The following is a 22,467-nucleotide window of genomic DNA, read 5'->3' as shown; positions in this document are numbered from 1 at the left end:
GACACCCGAGGGCGCCGAACGGAAGGAACTTCGGGCGCGAAATCCCGCCACCCGCCCGGGATCGGGTGATTCAACCGCGCCCCCGCGCACCATCGACCAGCGGCATGAGGTTAGGTTAGGCTCACCTAAACTCCGACTCCGGAGTGGTGTTCGCCGAGGGGATTTTCGTGCACCCATCAGACCTCGCCGGCCGCGTCGCGGTGGTCACCGGCGCCGCGCAAGGCATCGGTGCCGCCGTCGTCCGGGCCCTCGTCGACCACGGCGCGATCGTCGCCGCCACCGACCGCGACCCGGTCGGCGTCAAGAGCCTGATGGCCGACGACGACACCGATGCGGTGGTCGCCTACCCGCTGGACGTCACCGACGGCCCGGCGGTCACCGCCACCGTGGCCGCGATCGAGCGCCACCTGGGACCGATCGCCATCCTGGTCAACGTCGCGGGCGTGCTGCACACCTCGCCGGTGGCCGAACTCACCGACCGCGCCTGGGCGGACACGTTCGCGGTCAACAGCACCGGGGTCTTCCACACCAGCCGCGCGGTGGCCGGCCCGATGGCCGGACGCGGTGCGGGCAGCATCGTCACGGTGGGCTCCAACGCGGCCGGCATCCCGCGCACCGGAATGGCGGCGTACGCGGCGTCCAAGGCCGCCGCGACCATGTTCACGATGTGTCTGGGCCTGGAACTCGCGCGCAGCGGCGTGCGCTGCAACGTGGTCTCGCCCGGCTCCACCGACACCCCCATGCAACGCGCCCTGTGGACCGACGCGGACGCACCGCGGCGGGTCCTCGACGGCGACCTCGCCAGCTACCGCACCGGGATCCCGCTGGGCCGGATCGCCGACCCCGCCGACATCGCCGAGGCGGTCGTCTTCCTCGCCTCGGACCGGGCCCGGCAGATCACCATGCACAACATGTACGTCGACGGCGGCGCGACGCTGCACGTGTGACGGACCCTCAGCACCTTCGCCGGGCCCGACCCACACCGTCCCGCCCGGCTCGGCGGACGCCATCCCCGCACCGCACCGGTTCGACTCGGCTCGTCGATCGAGCCGCCGCACGGCCTCCGCAGCACCCCGCCGGAGAATCAAAGGAGCCTCAGGTGACCACCCCAGAAGCCACCGGCCTCGCCACAGTGGGCGCGGCGACCGCGCTGCTCGACGCGTATCGACCCGGCAGCGCGCGCTTCTTCGCGTCGCCGACGCGCACCCTGCTCGCGCACGGCACACAAGCGGAAGTCGGGCACGACGAACGGCCGTTGGCCACTCGGGTGACGGAGACGCTGGCTGCGGCGAGCCCGGTCGGCGGGCGTGGCCCGGTCGTGCTCGGCGCCGTCCCCTTCGATCAGGGCGAGCGTGCCGCGCTGGTGGTCCCGGAGGCGGCCGGCTGGGGACCGCCGCTGTCCGCCGATCCGCTGATCGCGCTGGCCGCTCCCGAACCGACCGCGACCGCATGGGACATCCGACCGGTGCCCGCGCCCGAGGCATACGGAACGGGCGTGGCCGAGGCGGTCCGGCGGATGCGCGCCGGCACGCTGGACAAGGTGGTGCTGGCCCGCACCCTGGAACTGCGTTCGGCCGAACCGCCGGACATACCACTGCTGTTGCAGCGCCTCGCCCGTCGCGACCCGCAGGGCTACACCTTCGCGGTGCCGGGAGTACGAGCCGGCAGCACGCTGATCGGCGCCAGTCCGGAACTGCTCGTCTCGCGCGCCGGCCGGCACGTGCTGGCCAACCCGCTGGCCGGCTCCGCCAAACGCAGCGCCGATCTGGCCGAGGACGTGCGCCGCGCGACCGGCCTGCTCGAATCCGATAAGGATCTGCACGAACACGCCGTCGTGGTGGCCGCGGTGCGCGCCGCGCTCGCGCCGTTCTGCGAGACCCTGGAGGTGCCCGAACGGCCGACCCTGGTCTGCACCGCCGCGATGTGGCACCTGTCCACCACCGTCACCGGCACGCTGCCGGCCCAGGACCCGGCCTCCGCACTGGAGTTGGCCTGCGCGCTGCACCCGACCCCGGCCGTGTGCGGCACCCCGACCGCGACCGCCCGCCACACCATCGCCGACCTGGAACCGTTCGACCGGGGCCTGTACACCGGCATGGTCGGCTGGGGCGACGCGGACGGCGACGGCGAATGGGTCGTCACCATCCGCTGCGCCGAGGCGGACGCGGACACCCTGCGGCTGTACGCCGGCGCCGGCATCGTGGCGGCATCCACGCCGGAAGCCGAGATCGCGGAGACCGACGCGAAGTTCCGCACCTTCCTGCACGCCGTGGCGGGCCGCTCGTGAGCGCCCCGAGCTCCGTACCCGCGCCCACCTGGCCCACCGGGTTCGCCGAACGCTACCGGGCCGCCGGGTACTGGCGCGGCGAGACGTTCGGCGGCATGCTGCGCGAGCGCGCCACCGCGCACCCCGACCGGATCGCGATCGTGGACGGCGACCGCCGCTGGAGCTACGCGGACCTGGACAACCGGGCCGACCGACTCGCCGCCGGGCTGCTCGCTCGCGGGATCGGCAAAGGCGACCGGGTCGTGGTGCAACTGCCGAACGTGGCCGAGTTCTTCGCCCTGGTCTTCGCGCTGTTCCGAATCGGTGCGCTGCCGGTCTTCGCGCTGCCCGCCCACCGCGAGACCGAGATCGCCTACTTCTGCGCGTTCACCGAGGCCGTCGCCTATGTGATCCCCGACGTGTCCGAGGGCTTCGACCATCGGGCGCTCGCGAGCAAGGTGCGTGCCGACCTGCCCGCGCTGAAGCACGTCCTGGTGGTGGGCGACCCCGGTGAACACACCGCGCTGAGCGACGTCGAACTCGACCCGGTGGAAGTCACCGACCCGCCCTGCCCGGCCGAACTCGCCTTCCTGCAACTGTCCGGTGGCAGTACCGGCGTGCCCAAGCTGATCCCGCGTACGCACGACGACTACATCTACTCGCTGCGCGGCTCCAACGAGATCTGCGCGGTGGACGCGGACAGCGTGTACCTGTGCGCGCTGCCCGCCGCACACAACTTCCCGCTCAGTTCACCCGGCACGCTCGGCGCGCTGTACGCCGGCGCCCGCGTGGTGCTGTGCCCCCGACCCACCCCCGACGTCGCGTTCGCCCTGATCGAGCGCGAACGGGTGACCATCACCGGGGTGGTTCCGCCGCTGGCACTGGCCTGGATCGAGGCGGCCGAGCGCGGCGGCTTCGACCTGAGCAGCCTGCGCGTCCTGCTGGTCGGCGGCGCGAAGTTCAGCGAGGAGGCGGCCCGTCGGGTCACCCCCACGATCGGCTGTACGCTCCAGCAGGTGTTCGGGATGGCGGAGGGCCTGGTCAACTACACCCGGCTGGACGACCCGAACGAGCTGATCGTCACCTCGCAGGGCCGACCGATCTCGCCGGACGACGAGATCCGAATCGTCGACGACGCCGACACGCGACTGCCCGAGGGCGCCACCGGCCACCTGCTCACCCGAGGGCCGTACACGATCCGCGGCTACTGGAACGCGCCCGAGCACAACGCGAGATCGTTCACCGAGGACGGCTTCTACCGCACCGGAGACGTGGTCCGCCGACTCCCCTCGGGCCACCTGGTGGTCGAGGGCCGGGCCAAGGACCAGATCAACCGCGGCGGCGAGAAGGTCGCGGCCGAGGAGGTGGAGAACCACATCCTCGCCCACCCCTCCGTGCACGACGCGGCCGTGGTCGCGGTACCGGACACCTACCTGGGCGAACGTACGTGCGCCTACGTGATCCTGCGCGCCGGGGCCGAGCCGCTGAGGCCGGTGGCCATCCGCCGCTTCGTGCGCGAACGCGGTCTGGCCGGCTACAAGGTGCCCGACCATGTCGAGTTCGTCGAGACGTTCCCGTATACGGGCGTCGGCAAGGTCAGCAAGAAGGACCTGCGCGCGGCGATCGCCGCGGGATTGGCCCGGAAAGCCGATTGATTCGGGCGATTCATCCTCCACCACCGTCTGGAAAGGCCGTCATGGCACTGCCGAAAATCGCTCCGTATCCGATGCCGGGCCCGACCGAGCTGCCGACCAACCGGGTCGACTGGGTCGTCGACCCGGCCCGTGCCGTGCTGCTGGTGCACGACCTGCAGAACTACTTCCTGTCCGCCTTCACACCGGACGCCTCACCGGTCACCGAGTTGCTGGCGAACGTCGCCCGACTCAAGGACGACTGCGGCCGGCTCGGTGTGCCGGTGGTCTACTCCGCGCAGCCCGGCGGCCAGACCGCGGAACAGCGCGGCCTGCAAAAGGACTTCTGGGGCCCGGGACTGCCCGACGACCCGCATGAGGCGGCGATCGCACCGGCCGTCGCCCCGGGTCCGGCCGACACCGTGCTGACCAAGTGGAAGTACAGCGCCTTCGTCCGCACCGAGCTGGGCGAGTGGATGCGCGAACTCGGCCGCGACCAACTGGTGCTCGTCGGGGTGTACGCGCACATCGGCGTGATGACCACCGCGTGTGACGCGTGGATGCAGGACATCCAGGCGTTCGTGGTGGCCGACGCGGTGGCCGACTTCACCTCGGACAACCACCGGATGGCCCTGCGCTGGGCCGCCGCGAACTGCGCGGTGGTCACCGACACCGAGTCGCTGTTCACGGGGAAGCGGACGGACATGGCGCTGACCCTCGAAGTGATTCGCACCGACGTCGCCGACATCCTCGGCGAGGATCCGGCGGACATCCCCGACGACGAGAACCTGGTCGACTACGGCCTCGACTCGGTGCGGGTGATGGCCCTGGTGGAACGCTGGACCCGCGAGCACGGCGTCACCGTCGACTTCGCCGACCTCGCGGAGCGGCCGACCCTGGAGGGGTGGGCCGAACTGCTCTCGCCCGAGCGGTAGTCGACGGCCGGCCGGGACCGGGGTTCACGGGCGGGGCGAATCCCGGGATTCACGGGCGAGAGCGATCCCGGGGCTCACGGGCGAGAGCGATCCCGGGGTTCACGGGCGGGACGGATTCGGCGCGCACAGGGCGTGGTCGATCAGTGCCCTGGTCGCCGCGTCCACCCGTGCGCCGCCCGCCTCGTCGTTCTCGTCGACGCCGTTCTTCACGACCAGGACGGCGCGCCGACCATCGGCCGTGACGCCGTTCTCGCTGGAGAAGCCGAGATCGTCGCCGCCGTGGTGCCAGTAGCGCCCGCCGCAGCTCAGCTCGGTGGTCTCCAGGCCCAGGCCGTAGCCGCGCCCGGGCTCGTCCGGAATCGGGCGGGTGCGTCGCATCTCGGCGAGTTCGGCGGGGCCGAGCAGCCGCCCGGAGAGCAGCGCGACGAAGAACCGGTCGATGTCGCTCGGCGTTCCGTACATCGCGCCCGACGCGTCGGCCACGGTGTGGTTGAGCACGGTCGTGTCGGTGGGCCGGTCGTCGCCGGCGAAGGTGTGCTGGGCCTGGGCGTGCGGGCGGGGCAGGTAGGGATCGTCGCCCGGGACGCGGGTGTCGTGCAGGCCGAGCGGTCGCAGGATCCGGTCACGCACCTCCTCGCCCCACGACCGGCCCGTCACCCGGTCGACGATCATGCCCACGAGCACGAAGTTGGTGTTCGAATAGGCCCACGCGGTGCCCGGTTCGAACCGACTCGGCAGCGTGAGTGCGGCGCCGACCAGTTCTTCGGGCGGATAGTGCCGGAAACGGTTCTCCCGATAGCCGCGTGCGGAGTACAGGCCCGGGACGGCTGCCGGGACGGCGGTGTAGCCCGGGATGCCGCTGGTGTGCTGGAGCAACTGCCGCAGGGTGATCCGGCGGCCGTCGTTGCCGTTGCCGCGCACCACTCCCGGCAGCCAGGTCTCGATCGGTTCGTCCAACCGCAGCCTGCCCTCGGCCACCAGTTGCAGGGTGACGGTGGCGACGAACGTCTTGGTGGTGCTGCCGATCCGGTAGTGGCCGTCGCGGGACAACGGTCGGCCGGTGCGCAACTCGGCCTCGCCGCTGCGGGTGGTGCGGACCGTGTCCGGTGCGGTGTAGCGCACGGTGACGCCGATCGCGCCGGCGGCACGGATCGCGTCGGTGTCGCGCTGGAGGCGGGACGCGGGCGGGTCGGGCGTTTTGTTCGGCGCGGCCGCCGTGGTGCCGGCGAGCACGACGCCGGCGGCGAGGAGGCACGCGGCACGGAGCCTCGAACGGGGCGGTCGGGTGGGTAAGTTCATGGCGGGTTCCTCTCCGCATGGGCGATGGCCTCGGGGCGCGTGCCGACCTGCTCAGGACGCCCCGGGAGCGAGCAGTCGGTCGGTCAGCCGCTGCACGGACACCTCGGCGGGCAGCTCGTGTTCGTCGTCCGCGTAGGTGCCGTTGACCACGATCACGGCGCTGCGCCGGCCGTCCCCGGTGACCCCCATCCGGATCTTCGTGCCCTCGATGTCGCCGCCGTGTCCCCAGCGAAGGCCGCCACCGGGCAGCGGTTGGCGCATCAACCCGAGCCCGTAGCGCACTCCCGGCATGACCTGCTCGAAGTCGGCCGGCATCGGCACGGTGTCGCACATCCGGGCGAGTTGTGCGGGCGGCAACAACCGGCCTCGCAGCAGCGCGGTGAAGAAGCGGTCCAGGTCGGCGTGGGTGCTGATCAGCTCGCCGGCGGCGTCGCCCCAGGTCATGTTGCGGATGGTCGTGTCCACCCAGGCGTCCCGGTCGGCGAAGCGGTGATAGGAGTGGGCGTACGGGGCGCGCAGCGTCGGATCGTCGCCGGGTGCGTAGGTGTCGGCCAAGCCGAGCGGGCGAACCACGCGGCTGTGTACCTCCTCCGCCCAGGAACGCCCGGTGACGCGGCGGACGATCATCCCGGCGAGCACGTAATTGGTGTTCGAGTACTCCCAGTTCGGCGCCGGGTCCGCCGGGTCGGCGGGCGCGAAGCTCGGCGCGAACCGCATCGCGCCCGCCACCAGCCGGTGCGGATCGCTGCTGCGCAGCCGAGCCTGCTCGAAGCCCGCGGCGGTGTCCGGCAGCTCGTTCGAGTAGTTGTGCAGGCCGCTGGTGTGCTGGAGCAGGTGGCGCACCGTCACCCGCCGGCCGTCGTTCCCGTTGCCGGCGACCACCCCGGGCAACCACGTGTCCACCGGGTCGGTCAGCGACAACCTTCCCTCGGCGACCAGTTGCAGTACGACGGTGGCCACGAACGTCTTGGTCGCACTGCCGATCCGCACCTGCCCGTCACGCGGTACGGGCCGCCCGGTGCGCAGGTCGGCGGGCCCCGCGTACCCCTCGGCGCACTCGCGCCCGTCGCGCGCCAGGATCGCGGCGTTCACGTAACTGCCGTCCCGAAGCAACTGCTCCGCCTCGCGGCGCAACCGCTCTCGGGTGGGCGCCCGATGCTCGGCGGCGGCGGCCGGCGTACCCACCGCGACCGCCGATCCGGCGAGCGCCACCGCCAGCGCGCAACACCGACGGCGGCTCAGCGGGAACGGGCTGCCGGGGACATGGACCACGTGTGCGGACACGACGACTCCTCAAGGGTGCACTGATACCGGCCCACCATCCCGCGCGTCCCTGCCGGCCAACTACCGTGTGAACACCCGAAAACGGGGTCGTGCGACCCGGTGCGGCAGGGGTGTGGAAAACCGAACCGACGGGGCGCCGGCGCGCCCGAGACGTCGGTCCGGGGCAGAAGTGGGCGGACGTGGCGCAGGGGCGGTGGGGCGCCGGGAGCCGGCGGCCCGTCGGGGCCGACCGGCCGGGGCGATGCCACTGCCCGGAGTCCCCGCTCCGGAGTCCCTATCCCTCCGTGGCGTCCGCTCCGCCGTCTCGGCGTAGCAGGGCGTAGTCCGCGGCGGTCCAGGCCATGGCGGTGGCGCCGTCGAGGATGGCGCGGTCGGCGGCCGGGGAGATGGCGGCCTCGGCGAAGGCCGGCTCGTGCGGGCCGCATGTGCCGCCGGTGATGTCCAGGACCGGGTGGATGGTGGGGATGGCGTGTGAGACGTTGCCCATGTCGGTGCATGCGAAGGGGGGTCGCTCGATCGGCTCCGGACGGCCCAACTCCCGTGCGTTGGCTCGCCACAGCGCGATCAGGGTGGGATCGGTGCGGAAGTCGAGGTAGTCCGGCTCCGGGCGGGTCAGCCGGACCTCGCAGCCGATGGCCAGGGCGCCGGCGCGAAAGCATGCCTCGACGCGGGTGCGCAGTTCGGCGAGGTGGGCCGCGTCGGTGGTGCGCAGCTCGTATTCGGCGGTGGCCCGGTCCGGCACCGCGTTGGGCGAGGTGCCGGCCGCCGTGGTGATGCCGTGCACGCGCCAGTCCGCGGGCAACTGCCGCCCCAGCAGGCCCAACGCGACCTGAGCGACCGTCAGCGCATCGGCGGCACTGCGGCCTTCGTGCGGATTCAGGCTCGGGTGCGCGGCGGTGCCGAGGTACTCCACGGACAGCGTGCCGAGCGCGAAGGAGCGGAACTCGGCCACCTCGAACGGGCACGGGTGCACCATCATCGCCGCGTCCACGCCGTCGAACGCGCCCGCGTCCAGCAGCAACGCCTTGCCCGCGCCGCGCTCCTCGGCCGGGGTGCCGACCACGCGCACGGTGAGCCCGAGCCGATCCGCGGCGGGCCCGAGCGCGAGGGCCGCGCCGACACCGGCGGCCGCGATCAGGTTGTGTCCGCACGCGTGGCCCATCCCGGGCAGCGCGTCGTACTCGCAGGCGATCGCGACGGTGATCGGGCCCGATCCGATGCTCGCGACGAAGGCCGTGTCCAGGCCGTACGCGGGTGCGGTGACCGCGTAGCCGTGGGCGCGCAGCAGATCGGCGCACCACGCGGCGGCCCGGTGTTCGGCGAACGCCGGCTCCGGATGGGCGTGGATGCGCCGGCTCAGCGCGAGCAGTTCGTCCCGGTTCGCCCGGACCCGATCGCGGATCGCGGCCCGGTCGGCATCCGAGGCCGGTCGGTCCGCAACGTCGGCCACGCTCATGTTCCGCTCCGCTTCATCGAGATTTCTTCGTCCCGGGGGCACCCTGACGAACCTCCGGAAGATAGCTTAGGCTTACCTAACTTCACGTGCCGGGGCCGGTACGTGCCGCCCGTCGTCGTCGCGTCCCGGGAGTCTCCACACCATGCGTCACCACCAGGCCGAGACCACCGTCCCGGATCCCGCAGAGGCCGCCGAGCCGGCCGAGCCCGACGTGCCCACCCCGGCCCGCGCCGGCACCGACGTCGCCCGACTGCCCCTGCTCGCCGCCCAGGCCGGCATCGTCTACGCGCAGGCCCTGATGCCGGACGATCCGGGCTACAACACCGGCGACCGGGTCGTGATCCGCGGCCCTCTGGACGCCGACCTGTTCGCGCGGGCGCTGCGCCTGGTCGGTGCCGAGGCCGAGACGCTGCGCGTGCTGGTGGTGGCGGGCACCGACGGCACCCCGACGCAACGCGTGAGCGACCACGAGCACCCGGTGCATCTCCTCGACCTGCGCGGCGCGCAGGACCCGGAAGCCGAGGCCGACGCGTGGCTGCGCGCGGACCTGGCCCGGCCCGTCGACCCGATCACCGGGCCGCTGGTCACCCACGCCGTGTTCCGCCTCGCCGACGAACTGCACTGGTGGTACCGGCGCGTCCATCACGTCGCGGTGGACGCGTACGCGCTCACCCTGATCGGCCGCCGCGTCGCCGAGTCGTACACCGCCTTCACCCGCCATGACCGGCCCACCCCCAACCCGTTCGGCACCCTGCGCGAGTTGGTCGCGGAGGAGGCCGACTACCGAGGGAGCGAAGCGTACGACACCGATCGCGCGTTCTGGCTCGACCACCTCGCCGATCGTCCCGAGCCGGTCACCCTGTCCCGAGCGCCGGCAACTCCCCTGCCCACGGGCCCGATCCTGCGCCGCAGCGTCGAACTCACGCCCGGCCGCGCCGCGCGACTCACCGAGGCCGCCTCGATCGCCCGGGCCACGTGGGCCGAACTGCTCATCGCGGCCACCGCCGGCTATCTGCACCGCACCGCCGGCGCCCGGGAGATCGTGCTCGGCCTCCCGCTGCTCAATCGACGCAGCCGCACCGCCCTGCGCACCCCGGCGATGACGGTCAACATCCTGCCGTTGCGAGTGCGCGTGCAACCCCGGGACACCGCACCCGAGTTGCTCCGCCGAGTCGTGCTCGAACTGCGCGCGGTGCGCCGCCACCAGCGGTTCCGCCAGGAGGATTTGCTCCGCGAACTCGGCGCCACCGGCCGGGCCCGGCCGCTGTACGGGCCGATGGTCAACATCAAGGCGTTCGAAGGCGACCTGAACCTGGGCGAAGCGGTCGGCCGAGTGCACAACCTGGCCGCCGGCCCGGTGGACGACCTCGCCATCGGCGTGGCACCGACCGCCGACGGCGGCCTGCGAATCGACCTGGACGCCCATCCCGCCCGCTACTCGGCCGCCGCCCTGGCCGATCACGAACTCGGGCTGCTGCGCTACCTCGACGCGCTCGTCGACCTGCTGCACACCACGCCCGAGCGGCCGATCGGCCGGATCGACCTGCTCACCCCCGCCGAGGTCGAGCAGGCCACCGCCGGCCGCGCCGAACCGCCGGTCGACACCACCCTGCCCGAGCTGTACTCGCGCCAGGCCGCCCGCACCCCGGACACGATCGCGGTCCGGTCCGGCGCCGACGCGCGCACCTTCGCCGAGATCGAATCGGCCGCCAACCGGCTCGCCCACGAGCTGATCGCCATCGGTGTGACCGCCGAGGTCCCGGTCGCCGTCGCGCTGCACCGCGGCGCGGACACCGTGCTCGCCCTGCTCGCCGTGCTCAAGGCGGGCGGCGTCTGCCAGTTCCTCGATCTGGGCCACCCGGCCCGACGGATCCGCGACGTGCTGGCCGACACCGCGCCGGGTTGCCTGATCGGCACCGCCGACACCGTCGCCGACCTGCCCGCGCACACCATCCACACCGTGTTGCTGGACGATCCGGCCACCCGCACCCGACTGGCCGCGCACCCCGATCGCGCCCCGCAACCGCCCCACCCGCGGCAGAGCGCATACGTGATCCACACCTCCGGCTCGACCGGCCGGCCCAAGGGCGTCGCGGTCACCCACGCCTCGCTCGCCAACCTGTACGCGAGCCACGGCACCGACCACATCGCCCCCACCGTCGAGCGCACCGGCCGCACCCGGCTGCGGATCGCGCACAGCGCGTCGTTCGCGTTCGACGCCTCGTGGGACCCGGTGTTGTGGATGGTGCACGGCCACGAGCTGCACCTGCTGGACGACGCCGGCTACCGCGATCCCCTCGCCCTGCTCGGCTATCTGCACGAACATCGGATCGACTACCTGGACGTGACGCCCACCTACGCCGAGGCGCTGCTCGCCGAGGGCCTGGACGCGCCCGACCGGCATCACCCCGCTGTGCTGGTGGTCGGCGGCGAGAGCGTCGCCGAGCCGCTGTGGCAGCGGCTGGCCGCGATCCCGGGCAGCCGACCGATCAACCTGTACGGCCCCACCGAAACCACCGTCGACGCCTACTTCTGGGGTCCGGACGGCGTCGGCGGACCGGTGCGTGCCTCGCGCGCCTACGTCCTGGACGGCTCGTTGCGCCCCACCCCGGTCGGCGTCACCGGCGAACTGCACATCGCCGGCGCCTGCCTGGCCCGCGGCTACCTGAACCGCCCCGATCTGACCGCGGAACGGTTCGTGGCCGACCCGTTCGGTGCCCTGCACGGCGATCCGGGCGCCCGGATGTATCGCACCGGCGACCTGGCCCGGCGCCGCGCGGACGGCACGCTCGAACTGCTCGGCCGGGCCGACGAGCAGGTCAAGATCCGCGGCTTCCGAATCGAACCGGGTGAGATCCAGGCGGTGTTGGCCGCCCATCCGGACGTTGCCCAAGCCGCGGTGATCGCCCGGGACGCGGCGCACGGCAAACGGCTGCTGGGCTACGCCGTCCCGGTCGCCGGCCGCGGCCCGGCTCCCGAGGCGCTTCGAGCCCACCTTGCCGCCGAGTTGCCCGAGCACATGGTCCCGGCCGCGGTCCTGGTACTGCCCGCGCTGCCGCGCACCGCCAACGACAAGATCGACCAGCGCGCGCTGCCGGACCCGGCGCCGAGCGCGCCCGGTTTGCGGGAGGGACCGCGCGGACTGCACGAGGAGATCCTCTGCGATCTGTTCGCGGCCGTCCTGGAATTGACCGAACAACCGGCCCGGGACGCCGACTTCTTCGACCTGGGCGGCCATTCGCTGCTCGCCGCGCGACTGGCCGCTCGGGCCCGGGAGAGCTTCGAGGCGCCGATCGGCCTGGCGGACGTGTTCCGCCGGCCGACCCCGGCGGGCCTGGCCGAACTCGTCCGGGCCGGCGCCGCGCCACAACCACGCCCGGTACTGGAACCGGTGGCGCACCCCACCGACCGGCTGCCGCTGTCCCCCGCGCAGCAGCGGCTGTGGTTCATGTACCGGCTCGAAGGACCGAGCCCCACCTACAACATCCCGCTCGTGCTGACCCTGACCGGCCCGCTGGAGCACACCGCGCTCGAACGTGCGCTGGTCGACCTGGTGACGCGCCACGAGACGCTGCGCACCGTCTACCCGATGCTCGGCGACGAGGCGAGCGGCGCACGCGGGGCAAGCGACCCGGGTGGTGCGGGCGAGGCGCGCAACGCGAACAAGGCAGGCGGAGCCGACAAGGCGAGCTCGGCGGCTCCGGAGATCGCACCCGGCTCGGCAAGCGCCATGGGCGACCAAGCGCACGCCGCGGGTCAGGCGCACGCCCCGGCCGTGGTGAGCGAGCCGGGCGAGCCCTATCAGCGAGTCCTGACCGTCGATCGGGCCCGGCCCGAACTGCGTCTCGCGGCCCCGGGCGACTCGATCGTCGACGCCGTGCGGTACCGCTTCGACCTCGCGGTCGAACCGCCCCTGCGCTGCACGCTGTTCCGCACCGACGAGCACACCCACACGCTGGTCCTGCTGCTGCACCACATAGCCGGCGACGGCGCGTCCACCACACCGCTCGCGCGCGACCTGGCCACCGCCTACGCGGCCCGGGTCGGCGGTCGCGAGCCGGCGTTCGCGCCGCTGTCGGTGCGCTACCCGGACCACGTCGCATGGCAGGCCCGGTTGCTGGGCACCGCGGCGGCGCCCACTCCCCTGGCCGCCCGGCAACTCGACTTCTGGAAGCGCACCCTCGCCGGTCTGCCGGACGAACTCGCCTTGCCCACCGACCGGCCGCGTCCCCAGGTGGCGTCCTACGCGGGCGACACCGTGCCGTTCCACCTCGATGCCACCGCGCACGCGGATCTGGCCGAGCTGGCCCGATCGACCGGCACCAGCGTGTTCATGGCCGTTCAGGCCGCGCTGGCCGCGCTGCTCACCCGGCATGGTTGCGGTACCGACATCCCGCTGGGCATCCCGGTCGCGGGCCGCGACGACGACGCCACCGCCGACCTGGTCGGGTTCTTCGTGAACACCCTGGTGCTGCGCGCCGACACCTCCGGTGCGCCGAGCTTCCGTACCCTGCTGGACCGGGTGCGCACCGCGACCCTGGCCGGGTACGACCACGCCGACGTGCCGTTCGACCGGGTCGTGGACGAGCTCAACCCGCCGCGTTCACTGGGCCGGCACCCACTGTTCCAGGTGCTGATCGCGTGGCAGTCGCTGCCCGACGCCGAGTTCGCGCTCGGTCCGCTGACCGCGCGGATGACCGCCGTGCCGTCGGGGACGGCCAAGTTCGACCTCACGCTGAACGTGGGTGAGCAACCCGGGCGCGGAATCGGCGGGTTCGTCGAATTCCGCACCGACCTGTTCGATCGGGCCGGCGTGCTCGGCCTGTCCCGTCGACTCACCGCACTGCTCACCGCCGCCGTCGCCGATCCGGACGCGCCGATCGACACGCTGCCGCTGCTCGACGAACCCGAGCGGCACCGCGCGCTCGTCGAGTGGAACGCCGGACCCACCGCGACCGCGACCGCGTCGGCCACCCTGGTCGCCCGCTACGAACAGGCCGCCCGTACCCACCCCGAGCGCATCGCGGTCAGCTGCGCGGGCCCGTCGCTGAGCCATGCCGAACTGTCCGCGCGGGCCAACCGCCTGGCCCGGCTGCTGGTCGCCCGCGACATCGGCCCCGGCGACATCGTCGCGCTCGCCCTGCCGCGCTCGCCCGAGCTGGTCGTGGCCCTGCTCGCGGTCGCCAAGGCGGGCGCCGCCTACCTGCCACTCGACCCGGACTACCCGGCCGATCGGCTCGCCTACATGCTCGACGACGCCGCGCCCGTCGTCCTGCTGACCGACTCCGCCACCGAACGCCGGTTGCCCGCGCACGACCTGCCCCGAATCGTGGTGGACGGCAGGGACGCGGACGCCTACCCGAGTTCCGACCTGGGTCAGCACCAGCGCAAGCGCCCGCTGCGGGCGAGCGATCCGATCTATGTGATCTACACCTCCGGCTCCACCGGCCGACCCAAGGGTGTACCGGTCACCCACCACAACGTGGCCCGACTGTTCACCGCGACCGACCACTGGTTCGGCTTCGGTCCGGACGACGTGTGGACCCTGTTCCACTCCTACGCGTTCGACTTCTCGGTCTGGGAGCTCTGGGGCGCGCTGCTGTTCGGCGGCCGGCTGGTCGTGGTGCCGCACCTGGTCAGCCGCGATCCGGGCGAGTTCCTCGACCTGCTCGCCCGCGAGCGGGTCACCGTGCTCAACCAGACCCCCTCCGCGTTCCACCAGTTGGTGGCCGCCGACCGGGACCGGCCAGGACGCGAGCTGGCTTTGCGTTACGTGGTGTTCGGCGGGGAGGCGCTGGAGCCGGCGCGGCTGGCCGACTGGTACGAGCGGCACGCCGACGACGCGCCGCGCCTGGTGAACATGTACGGCATCACCGAGACCACGGTGCACGTCTCCTACCACCCGCTGGACCGCGCCTCGGCCGCCGCCGGGTCCGCGAGCACGATCGGGGTGAACATCCCGGACCTGCGCGTATACGTTCTGGACCACCGGCTCCAGCCGGTCCCGCCCGGGGTGACCGGGGAGATGTACGTCGCCGGCGAGGGCCTCGCGCGTGGCTATCTGGGTCGGCACGCGCTGACCGCGGGCCGGTTCGTGGCCGATCCGCACGCGGCCCGGTTCGGCGAGCGCGGGGCCCGGATGTACCGCTCCGGCGACCTTGCGCGGCGCCGCGCGGACGGCACGCTGGACTACCTCGGTCGGGCCGACCAGCAGGTCAAGATTCGCGGCTTCCGGGTCGAACTCGGCGAGATCGAGGCCGTTTTGGCCGCACATCCGAAAGTCTTGGATGCGGCTGTGGTGTTGCGTGAGGACACTCCCGGAGACAAACGACTGGTGGGCTATGTGGTCGCCGGCTCGGACGTCGACGGGCCCGCACTGCGCGAACACGCCGCCGCGACTCTGCCCACGCACATGGTTCCGTCGGCCGTGGTCGTGGTCGAGCGACTGCCGCTGACCGCGAACGGCAAGCTGGACCGCAAGGCGCTGCCCCGCCCGGACCACACCGCCTCGACCGGCGCCGGTCGCGCCCCGCGTGGACCGCGCGAGGAGCGACTGTGCGCGCTGATCGCCGACGTACTCGGGGTTCCCACCGTCGGCGTGCACGACAACTTCTTCGATCTGGGCGGCCATTCGCTGCTGGCGGTCCGACTCGCCGGGCGGATCAAGTCCGCACTGGGCGCGGACGTGGGCATCGGCACGATCTTCCGGGCTCCCACCGCCGCCGGCCTGGACGCCGCGCTGGAGGCAACGGATCGCACCGACGCGCTGGACGTGCTGCTTCCGCTGCGTCCGGCCGGCCCGGCCGACCGGGCACCACTGTTCTGCGTGCATCCGGCCGGCGGCCTCTCCTGGTGCTACGCGGGCCTGATCCGGAACCTGCCCGCGGACGTGCCCCTGTACGGCCTCCAGGCCCAGGGCGTCGGCCCGGCGACCGCCGGCGAGCCGCTGCCTCGGACGCTGGAGGAGTTGGCCGCGCACTATGTCGACCGGCTGCGCGAGGTGCACGGAGACGGCCCCTACCGGCTGCTCGGCTGGTCGACCGGCGGAATCATCGCGCATGCGATGGCGACCCGGCTCCAGGACCTGGGGTTCGAGGTGGAGGTGCTCGCGATCCTGGACGCGTATCCGGCCGAGGGTTTTCGCGAGCTGCCGGTGCCCGATCTCGCGGAGGCGCTGGAGGCGCTGCTCACCATGGGCGGCTACGGACCGGAGAGCCTGGCCGGCGCGCCGTTGGAACTCGCGGAGGTGATCACGGTGTTGCGCCGCGAGGGCAGCCCGCTGGCCGGACTGGACGGGGCCACGATCGAGGCACTCAACGACATCTACCTCAACACCAACCACCTCGTCCGCGCCTTCGACCACCGGGTGTTCCGCGGCGACGTGCTGTTCTTCCGGGCCACCGTCGACACCATCGACGAGACCCTCACCCCCGACACCTGGGCCCCGTACGTGACCGGGCGGATCGACACCACGAACGTGGCCTGCTCGCACAAGGACATGACCCTGCCCGGCCCGATCGCGCGGATCGCGCGTGTGGTCCGGGACCGCCTCACCGAGTTGGAGAGCCCCTCCCATGACCTCCCGTGACCACGACACCCCGACGAATCCGTTCGACGACGACACGGGCGAGTTCCTGGTTCTGGTGAACGACCTCGGGCAGCACTCGCTGTGGCCGGGCTTCGCCGCCGTGCCGGACGGCTGGGCCGGCGTGCACGGGCCGTGTGCGCGCTCGGTGGCGCTGGACTGGATCACCGAGCACTGGACCGACCTGAGCCCGGCCGCACGGTGACCGCGCGACACCTCGAACCCGCTCCGCCGGCGAACGCGAAACGCGCCGCCGGATGGATCGTGATCGTCGTCCACACCGCAGCGATGTGCATGAACGGCCTGGACTCGACGATCGTCAACCCGGCTCTGCTGACCATCGCCGAGGACTTCGATCGGCCCGCGGTGGCCGCGAACACGGTCGAGATCGCGTTCCTGGTCGCCCTGGTGGCCGCGCTGCCGGTCGCCGGTCGGTTGAGCGACCGCTTCGGCACCAAGCGGATCTTCCTCGGTTCGCTCGCCGTGTTCACCGCTGCCTCGGCCGCGTGCGGGCTGTCCGGGAACCTGGTCTCACTGGTCCTGGCGCGCGTCGTACAGGGCCTGGCCGGGGGTCTGTTGACGCCGGTCGGGATGACCATCCTGTTCACCGCGTTCGCGCCGCACGAGCGCATGCGGCTGGCCAAGTGGCTGATCGTGCCGACCGCGCTGATGCCCGCGTTGGGCCCGCCGCTGGGCGGCTTCCTGACCGAACACCTGTCCTGGCACTGGTTGTTCCTGGTCAATGTGCCGATCGGCACGGCCGCCGTGTTGCTCGGTGTGTTCGGGCTGCGCGAGTACCGGGCGGGAGTGGTGGGGCCGTTCGACCGGACCGGCCTGTGGCTCACCACGCCGACGCTGGCGCTGCTTACCTACGCGCTGGGCTTCGGCCCGTCGCAGGGCTGGAGTACGCCCGCCATCGCGGTCTGCGGGATCCTCGGCCTGGTCCTGCTGGGCATCGCGATCGCCCACCAACTGCGCGCGGCCGAACCGCTGTTGCGGCTTCGGTTGCTGAGCGACCGGGCCTTCGGCTCGGCGACCGCACTGGCCCTGGTCACCTCGGCCGGGCTGATGGGCGTGCTGTTCGTCTTCCCGCTGCTCTATCAGGCAGCGCTCGGAGCCTCCGCACTGGACGCGGGCCTGGGGGTCTTCCCCGAGGCGGTCGGGTTGATGTTCGCATCCCAGGTGGTCGACCGGCTGCTGCCCCGGCTCGGCCCGCGGCGACTGGCCACGCCCGCGTTGGTGGCGGCCGCACTCGTGTTCGGCGCGCTGGCCCTGCCCGGGGTCGCCGACAACGCGTGGGCGGTACGGGTGTTGATGTTCTGTGTCGGGCTGGTGCTCGGCACCGCGGTACTGACCGTGCAGATCGCCGGCTTCGGCGAGATCGAACCGCCGGACATGGGACACGCGATGGCCCTGTTCACCATCGTGCGCACCCTCGGCGGCTCGCTCGGGATCGCAGCCGGCGCCGCGGTGATCGAGGCGGGCGGCGGGTCGGGCCACGGCGCGAGTTCACCGGGGCCGTACCGCGCGGCGATCTGGGTCACCGCCGCACTGGTCGCACTCGGCGCGGTGTTCGCGCTGCGGCTGCCGCGCGAGGCGCCGGCTCCGCCACCGTTCGGGGACGACGAGCCCGAGGCGGCCCGCACGGACCCGGCCGACGCCGACACGCTGCGGACGGATGCGACCGACGCGAACGCCGTTGCGGACCGCACCGGTTCCGCGTATCCGGACACCGAGGCCAGTCGCGCCGAACCGGCCGGTGCCTCAACTCCCGGCCGAGGCTGACAGCAGGCCGACGAGTCCGACGGCGAGCCCGCCGCGCCAGCAGGCGTAGTCGTGGCCGCCGTCGAACTCGGTGTAGGTGAGCGGATAGCCGCGTTCGAGGAGCACATCGCGCAGGCGCCGGTTCTCGGCGACCAGCATCCATTCCAGCAGCCCCACCTCCAGGTGGAACCGGATCGGCAGCCGCTGGGTCGCCGCGAACCGCCGGGTCAACCACTCGGGTCCGTCGTTGTTCTCGTCCGGGTCCGGCCACCAGAACGACCCGGACTGGGACAGCACGTTGCCGAACCGATCCGGCCGACGCAGGGCCGCGAACGCGGCGGTCAGGCCGCCCGCGCTCTGCCCGACGACCACGGTGTGCGCGGGATCCGGGTCCACCCCGTACCGCCGACCGGCCCACGGCAACAACACGTCCGCCAGCCAGTCCACGAATTGCTCGCTGCACGTGAGATCGGCGATCCGCCGATCCCGCCCCATGGTGTCCACGAGCAGCGCGACGGTCGGCGGGATCCGGCCTTCGGCGTGCAGGTTGTCCAGCGTGTCGCCGATGTCGAGTACCGACCCCCAGACCTCGCCGTCCAGCAACACCGCCACCCGACAGGGCTCTCGCCGGATACCGGCGGGCAGCAGCACGCTCACCCGGCGCCCGTCCACCGTCGTGTCCAGGCGCGACCCGCGCGGTACGCCCGGCCGCCGGCGCACCCACGGCTGGGCGGGCGCGTCCGGCAGCGCCAGCACCGAGGACGGATTGCGACCGTCTCGCGCGGCCAGCGTCGGCGCGTGGTTGTACGGGTCGGGCACCGCGCCGTCCAGTACGCCCAGCCAGGCGGCACGATCGGTGCGCAGGATCTGCTCGCGCGCACCGGTACCGACGAAGAACTGGTACGACGCACGCAGGTCGGCGGGCAGCCGATGGGTGAGCGCCCACACGTCGGTCCCGGGCAGTCGGCGCATCAGATGCGGCGTCAGGTCGCCCGCGTGCCGGTCCCGATCGGTGAACGTGTGCAGCAGCGCGAGCACATCGCCGGCGGGCGCGGCCGGGTCGTCCCGCCACACGAAGGTGACCAGGCGCTGCCCGGAGTCGGCCGGGTCCGGCTCGACCAGCGGAGCACCGACGGCCTCGACCCGGGCCCAGAACTCGGCGCCGGCATCGGCTCGTCCGGCGGTGACCGCCTCGGTCAGCGCCCGCAGGATCGGGGTGTCCATGATGTTCGGCTTTCTGCGCGAAGACGAAAGGGTCGATCGGGTACGGGTCGAATCGGGGCGCCGGAGTCCGGGGGCGAACCGGGGCCGTCCGGATGGCGGGCCCGACGCACGGCGTTCCGGGTCCCGCAACAGCCCGGCCCCGGGACGCACGAGGCGTCCCGGGGCCGGTCGCCGCCGATGACGACGGGTCAGGAGGAGGTCGCGGACAGCGCCTTGGCGATGTCGCCGAGCACCACGTCGGCGGCCAGTGGACCGCCCCGGGTGGACCACACCGAACCGTCCACGGTGACCACGCGGTTCTTCTTGACCGCGTTCAACTCCTTGTACGCCGGCTTCTCCTGGACCTCCTTGAGCGCGCTCGCCCCGTCCGCGGTGAGCGTGCCCAGGAACAGCCAGTCGCCGTCGATCTCGGCGATCTTCTCCAAACTCAGCGCGGGAGTGTGCGCGTTGCCGTCCTTGTCCTGCGCCTTGGGCCGGGTCAGCCCCATGTCGAGTGCGACGCCACTGGCGAACTGACGCTTCTCCATCCAGCTCGGGCCGTTCGGGTTCCAGCGCACGATGCTCACCGCGGCGCCCTTGTTCGCGGTCAGATCCTCGCCGGTCTTCTTGGCCTTGGCCTCGTAGTCGGTGATCACCTTGTTCGCCTGGTCCAGCTTGTTGACCGCGTTGCCGATGCCGCGGAAGGACAACTTCCAGTCGTCGGTGGGGGCCATCGTGACCAGCGTCGCCGGCGTGATCTTGCGCAGCTGCTTGAGCACCTGCTCGTCCTGCATGTCGCCGGCCAGGATCAGATCCGGCTTGGCCGCGATCACCTTGTCCATCACCGGCTGGAGCAGGTTGCCGACCACCTCGATGCCCTTGACCTTGTCGGCCAGGTAGGCGGGCGGCTTGTCCAGGCCCTGGCCGTTGGTGATGCCGACCGGCTTGATACCGAGCGCCAGCACCGCGTCCAGGTCCTCCTGGGTGAGCACCACGACGCGCTTGGGGCCGGCCGGCACCTGGACCGCGGTGCCGGTCGCGTCCTTGACGGTGCGGGTGCCGCCGGCCGAGTCGCCGCCGGCCGGCGCGCCGCTGCCCTGGTTCGCGGCGGGCTTGGCGTCGGACTCGGAGTCGGAGTCGGAACCGCACCCGGTGAGCAGCAGACCGGCGGCCCCCGCCACGGCGAGCAGCCGAACCACGCGCCGCCGGGCGGTCGTGAGCGAGCGATGAGATGAGGGCATGTGGGACTCCGGGCACGAGTACGGACGGGGACCGGGGTTCGGCACGCCCCCGGGGTCGTGCTTAGGTTAGCCTTACCTTCCATGAGTTGCGCAAGACGGTACGGGTTGCCATCCGCCCGGGTGGCGCACGTCACGCCCGGCCGCGACGGCGCGGCGCGCGGGAATCGCGGACGGCGGCGCGATCGCGGCGACGCTCGCGAACGGGCGCGGCGCGCGTGCGGCGGATCGCATCCGCTCGTTCGGGTGACCCCGGCCCGATCGACCGCCGGACGCCGGAGGCCGGTCCGTACGGTGTCCGGCATGAAGCGGACCACCGTGACGCGTTCGATGTTGTCGATGGCCGCAGCGGCCGTGCTCGTCCTGACCACGCAGGTCGGCCCGGCCGCGTCCGGGCCGACCGCCGGCGGCGGCTGCCTCGTCGACCGGTTGGACGAACTGCGCGTGCTCCGGCACCGGTTGGACGGGCTGGCCCTGGACGGCCGGGCCGGCAACAGCCAGTACTGGTACATCGATCACCAGCGCTGCACACTCACGATCGCCACCCTGCGCGGCGCCGCCGACCCGGCCACTTCGGCCTTCCTGAACACTGCCCGGTTGATGCCCGCGCTGGTGAAGATCGTCGAACTCGACGCGGCGATCCGATCGCGGGTGGCCAAAGGACCGGCCGCCGACCCGAACTCCCACGCCGCGAGCGGATTCCACGGCGGCAGCGCGATCTACAGCGGGCTCACCGGCACGGTGCTCATCTGCACCGCCGGCTTCAACGGCTACCGCCCGAACACGACCGGCACGGCGGGCCATTGCGCCCGGGACGCGCCCACCTGGTACGACGGCACCGGCGCCCTGGTCGGCACCGTCGACCAGTCCCGCTTCCCCGGTGCCGACTGGGCGGTCATCCCCGCGGCCGAGGGCCTGACCCTGACCGCCGACATCGTCGACGGCGACTCCACCACCGCGATCACCGGCTTCGCCCGACCTCGGCTCCGCGACCGGGTCTGCGCCACCGGTGCCTCCAGCGGCACCCGGTGCGGCACCATCGACGCCACCGATGTCACCGTGAACTACCCCGAGGGCGCGGTCACCGGCCTGGCGCGCAGCACCCAGTCCGGCGCCGCCGGCGACTCCGGCGGCCCGGTCCACATCGGCCCCACCGGAGTCGGCCTGATCAGCGGCGGCCCACCCCAAGGCGCCCCCACCTTCATCCAACCACTGGACTTTTGACGTCGGTTCGGGCGCTGCGGCTCAGCCGCGCAGAAGCTTCAGCTGGGCGGTCAGGGTGTCCACGCCTCGGTAGGTGAGGCCGACCAGGGCCACGTGTTTCCAGCGCAGGATGCCCTCGGCGTCGATGATGAAGACGGCGCGGCGCAGCGCGTTGTTGCCCAGGCCGATGCCGTAGGACCGGACCACGCTGTGATCGGTGTCGGCGAGCAGCGGCATGCGCAGGCCGTGCTTGCGGGCGAACTTCTCGTGACTGTCCAGGTCCTGCGGGCTGATCCCCCAGACGGCGGCGTCCAAGTCGGTGAATTGTTCGAAGCCGGAGGAATACGAGCACAGTTGCTTCGTGCACACCGCCGTGTCGTCGCCGGGGTAGAAGGCCAGCACGAGCGGACGACCGCGCTGCGCGGACAGGGTCAGCGCCTCGCGGCGCGCCTCGCCGTCGCTCAGGTGTACCGCGTCGAGGGTGAAGTCCGGTGCCGGTGCGCCGATCTCGGGGGTCTTGGACACGTCGTGGGCTCCTCGGGCGGGTGGGGTGGCGGTGCGAAGCCGGCCACGCTTCGCACCACGACGTTACCCGTATCGCCG

General features: G+C 72.6%; 14 protein-coding genes and 1 pseudogene. 9 read left to right on the top strand and 6 right to left on the bottom strand.

Going from position 1 to position 22,467, the window contains the following annotated elements:
• Positions 1 to 167 precede the first annotated feature (167 nt).
• The 5 genes and pseudogenes from A3IC_RS0123395 (at position 168) to A3IC_RS72630 (ending at position 4,832) form a co-directional block, all read left to right on the top strand.
• On the top strand, positions 168 to 947 hold the full coding sequence (locus A3IC_RS0123395; RefSeq protein WP_106668989.1) for a 2,3-dihydro-2,3-dihydroxybenzoate dehydrogenase: 780 nt from the start codon (positions 168 to 170) through the stop codon (positions 945 to 947).
• 152 nt (positions 948 to 1,099) lie between these two features.
• On the top strand, positions 1,100 to 2,287 hold the full coding sequence (gene dhbC / locus A3IC_RS0123390) for an isochorismate synthase DhbC (RefSeq protein ID WP_026218633.1): 1,188 nt from the start codon (positions 1,100 to 1,102) through the stop codon (positions 2,285 to 2,287).
• Positions 2,284 to 3,921 (top strand): (2,3-dihydroxybenzoyl)adenylate synthase, encoded by a 1,638-nt coding sequence (locus A3IC_RS0123385; protein WP_020552488.1) that lies wholly within the window; start codon positions 2,284 to 2,286, stop codon positions 3,919 to 3,921. Before dhbC ends, A3IC_RS0123385 begins: the two co-directional genes overlap by 4 nt.
• A 41-nt stretch (positions 3,922 to 3,962) precedes the next feature.
• Positions 3,963 to 4,592, top strand: a pseudogene (locus A3IC_RS0123380) (isochorismatase family protein); the annotation flags it as partial.
• 9 nt (positions 4,593 to 4,601) lie between these two features.
• Positions 4,602 to 4,832: a phosphopantetheine-binding protein gene (locus A3IC_RS72630; RefSeq protein WP_281174508.1), complete on the top strand. Its 231-nt coding sequence runs from the start codon at positions 4,602 to 4,604 to the stop codon at positions 4,830 to 4,832.
• Between the two features lie 99 nt (positions 4,833 to 4,931).
• Here the strand turns inward: A3IC_RS72630 and A3IC_RS0123375 are convergent, their stop codons facing one another.
• The 3 genes from A3IC_RS0123375 to A3IC_RS0123365 form a co-directional block, all read right to left on the bottom strand.
• Complete coding sequence (locus tag A3IC_RS0123375) at positions 4,932 to 6,131, bottom strand: serine hydrolase domain-containing protein (protein ID WP_026218632.1); 1,200 nt, start codon at positions 6,129 to 6,131, stop codon at positions 4,932 to 4,934.
• 51 nt (positions 6,132 to 6,182) lie between these two features.
• Positions 6,183 to 7,415: a serine hydrolase domain-containing protein gene (locus A3IC_RS0123370; RefSeq protein ID WP_245599380.1), complete on the bottom strand. Its 1,233-nt coding sequence runs from the start codon at positions 7,413 to 7,415 to the stop codon at positions 6,183 to 6,185.
• A 274-nt stretch (positions 7,416 to 7,689) separates the two neighbouring features.
• Positions 7,690 to 8,871 (bottom strand): amidohydrolase, encoded by a 1,182-nt coding sequence (locus A3IC_RS0123365; RefSeq protein ID WP_020552484.1) that lies wholly within the window; start codon positions 8,869 to 8,871, stop codon positions 7,690 to 7,692.
• 142 nt (positions 8,872 to 9,013) lie between these two features.
• Here A3IC_RS0123365 and A3IC_RS71240 point away from each other — a divergent pair, with 142 nt between their 5' ends.
• From A3IC_RS71240 to A3IC_RS0123350, 3 genes are read left to right on the top strand one after another with little or no spacing between them, the layout of a single operon-like run.
• Positions 9,014 to 16,459, top strand: coding sequence for an amino acid adenylation domain-containing protein (locus A3IC_RS71240; RefSeq protein WP_020552483.1), 7,446 nt, complete (start codon positions 9,014 to 9,016; stop codon positions 16,457 to 16,459).
• Entirely contained in the window at positions 16,446 to 16,661 is a 216-nt protein-coding gene (locus A3IC_RS0123355) for an MbtH family protein (protein ID WP_020552482.1), read from the top strand. The genes A3IC_RS71240 and A3IC_RS0123355 overlap by 14 nt, the downstream gene beginning before the upstream one ends.
• Before the next feature lie 56 nt (positions 16,662 to 16,717).
• Positions 16,718 to 18,241 carry a DHA2 family efflux MFS transporter permease subunit gene (locus A3IC_RS0123350; RefSeq protein WP_052173743.1) on the top strand — a complete coding sequence of 508 codons (1,524 nt, stop codon included), beginning with the start codon at positions 16,718 to 16,720 and terminating at the stop codon, positions 18,239 to 18,241.
• Here the strand turns inward: A3IC_RS0123350 and fes are convergent.
• Positions 18,221 to 19,444, bottom strand: coding sequence for an enterochelin esterase (fes, locus tag A3IC_RS0123345; RefSeq protein WP_020552480.1), 1,224 nt, complete (start codon positions 19,442 to 19,444; stop codon positions 18,221 to 18,223). The genes A3IC_RS0123350 and fes overlap by 21 nt on opposite strands.
• 188 nt (positions 19,445 to 19,632) lie before the next feature.
• The gene (locus A3IC_RS0123340; RefSeq protein ID WP_026218629.1) at positions 19,633 to 20,664 is read right to left on the bottom strand and encodes an ABC transporter substrate-binding protein; all 1,032 of its coding nucleotides are present in this window, start codon (positions 20,662 to 20,664) and stop codon (positions 19,633 to 19,635) included.
• A 300-nt stretch (positions 20,665 to 20,964) separates the two neighbouring features.
• Between A3IC_RS0123340 and A3IC_RS62565 the strand changes: the two genes are divergently transcribed.
• Positions 20,965 to 21,885 carry a S1 family peptidase gene (locus A3IC_RS62565; RefSeq protein ID WP_158696070.1) on the top strand — a complete coding sequence of 307 codons (921 nt, stop codon included), beginning with the start codon at positions 20,965 to 20,967 and terminating at the stop codon, positions 21,883 to 21,885.
• A 21-nt stretch (positions 21,886 to 21,906) separates the two neighbouring features.
• Here A3IC_RS62565 and A3IC_RS0123330 read toward each other — a convergent pair whose 3' ends face one another.
• Positions 21,907 to 22,389: a peroxiredoxin gene (locus A3IC_RS0123330; protein ID WP_020552477.1), complete on the bottom strand. Its 483-nt coding sequence runs from the start codon at positions 22,387 to 22,389 to the stop codon at positions 21,907 to 21,909.
• Positions 22,390 to 22,467: the final 78 nt, after the last annotated feature.

It is taken from the genome of Embleya scabrispora DSM 41855, assembly GCF_000372745.1.
GTDB lineage: Bacteria > Actinomycetota > Actinomycetes > Streptomycetales > Streptomycetaceae > Embleya > Embleya scabrispora.
This window is presented reverse-complemented; position numbering and strand designations above follow the sequence as displayed.

Excerpts from the sequence above, each read along its gene's own strand:
- A3IC_RS0123365 (WP_020552484.1), bottom strand. The coding sequence starts at position 8,871 with ATGAGCGTGGCCGACGTTGCGGACCGACCGGCCTCGGATGCCGACCGG.
- A3IC_RS0123375 (WP_026218632.1), bottom strand. The coding sequence starts at position 6,131 with ATGAACTTACCCACCCGACCGCCCCGTTCGAGGCTCCGTGCCGCGTGC.
- A3IC_RS0123340 (WP_026218629.1), bottom strand. The coding sequence starts at position 20,664 with ATGCCCTCATCTCATCGCTCGCTCACGACCGCCCGGCGGCGCGTGGTT.
- A3IC_RS62565 (WP_158696070.1), top strand. The coding sequence starts at position 20,965 with ATGAAGCGGACCACCGTGACGCGTTCGATGTTGTCGATGGCCGCAGCG.
- fes (WP_020552480.1), bottom strand. The coding sequence starts at position 19,444 with ATGGACACCCCGATCCTGCGGGCGCTGACCGAGGCGGTCACCGCCGGA.
- A3IC_RS72630 (WP_281174508.1), top strand. The coding sequence starts at position 4,602 with ATGGCGCTGACCCTCGAAGTGATTCGCACCGACGTCGCCGACATCCTC.
- A3IC_RS71240 (WP_020552483.1), top strand. The coding sequence starts at position 9,014 with ATGCGTCACCACCAGGCCGAGACCACCGTCCCGGATCCCGCAGAGGCC.
- A3IC_RS0123355 (WP_020552482.1), top strand. The coding sequence starts at position 16,446 with ATGACCTCCCGTGACCACGACACCCCGACGAATCCGTTCGACGACGAC.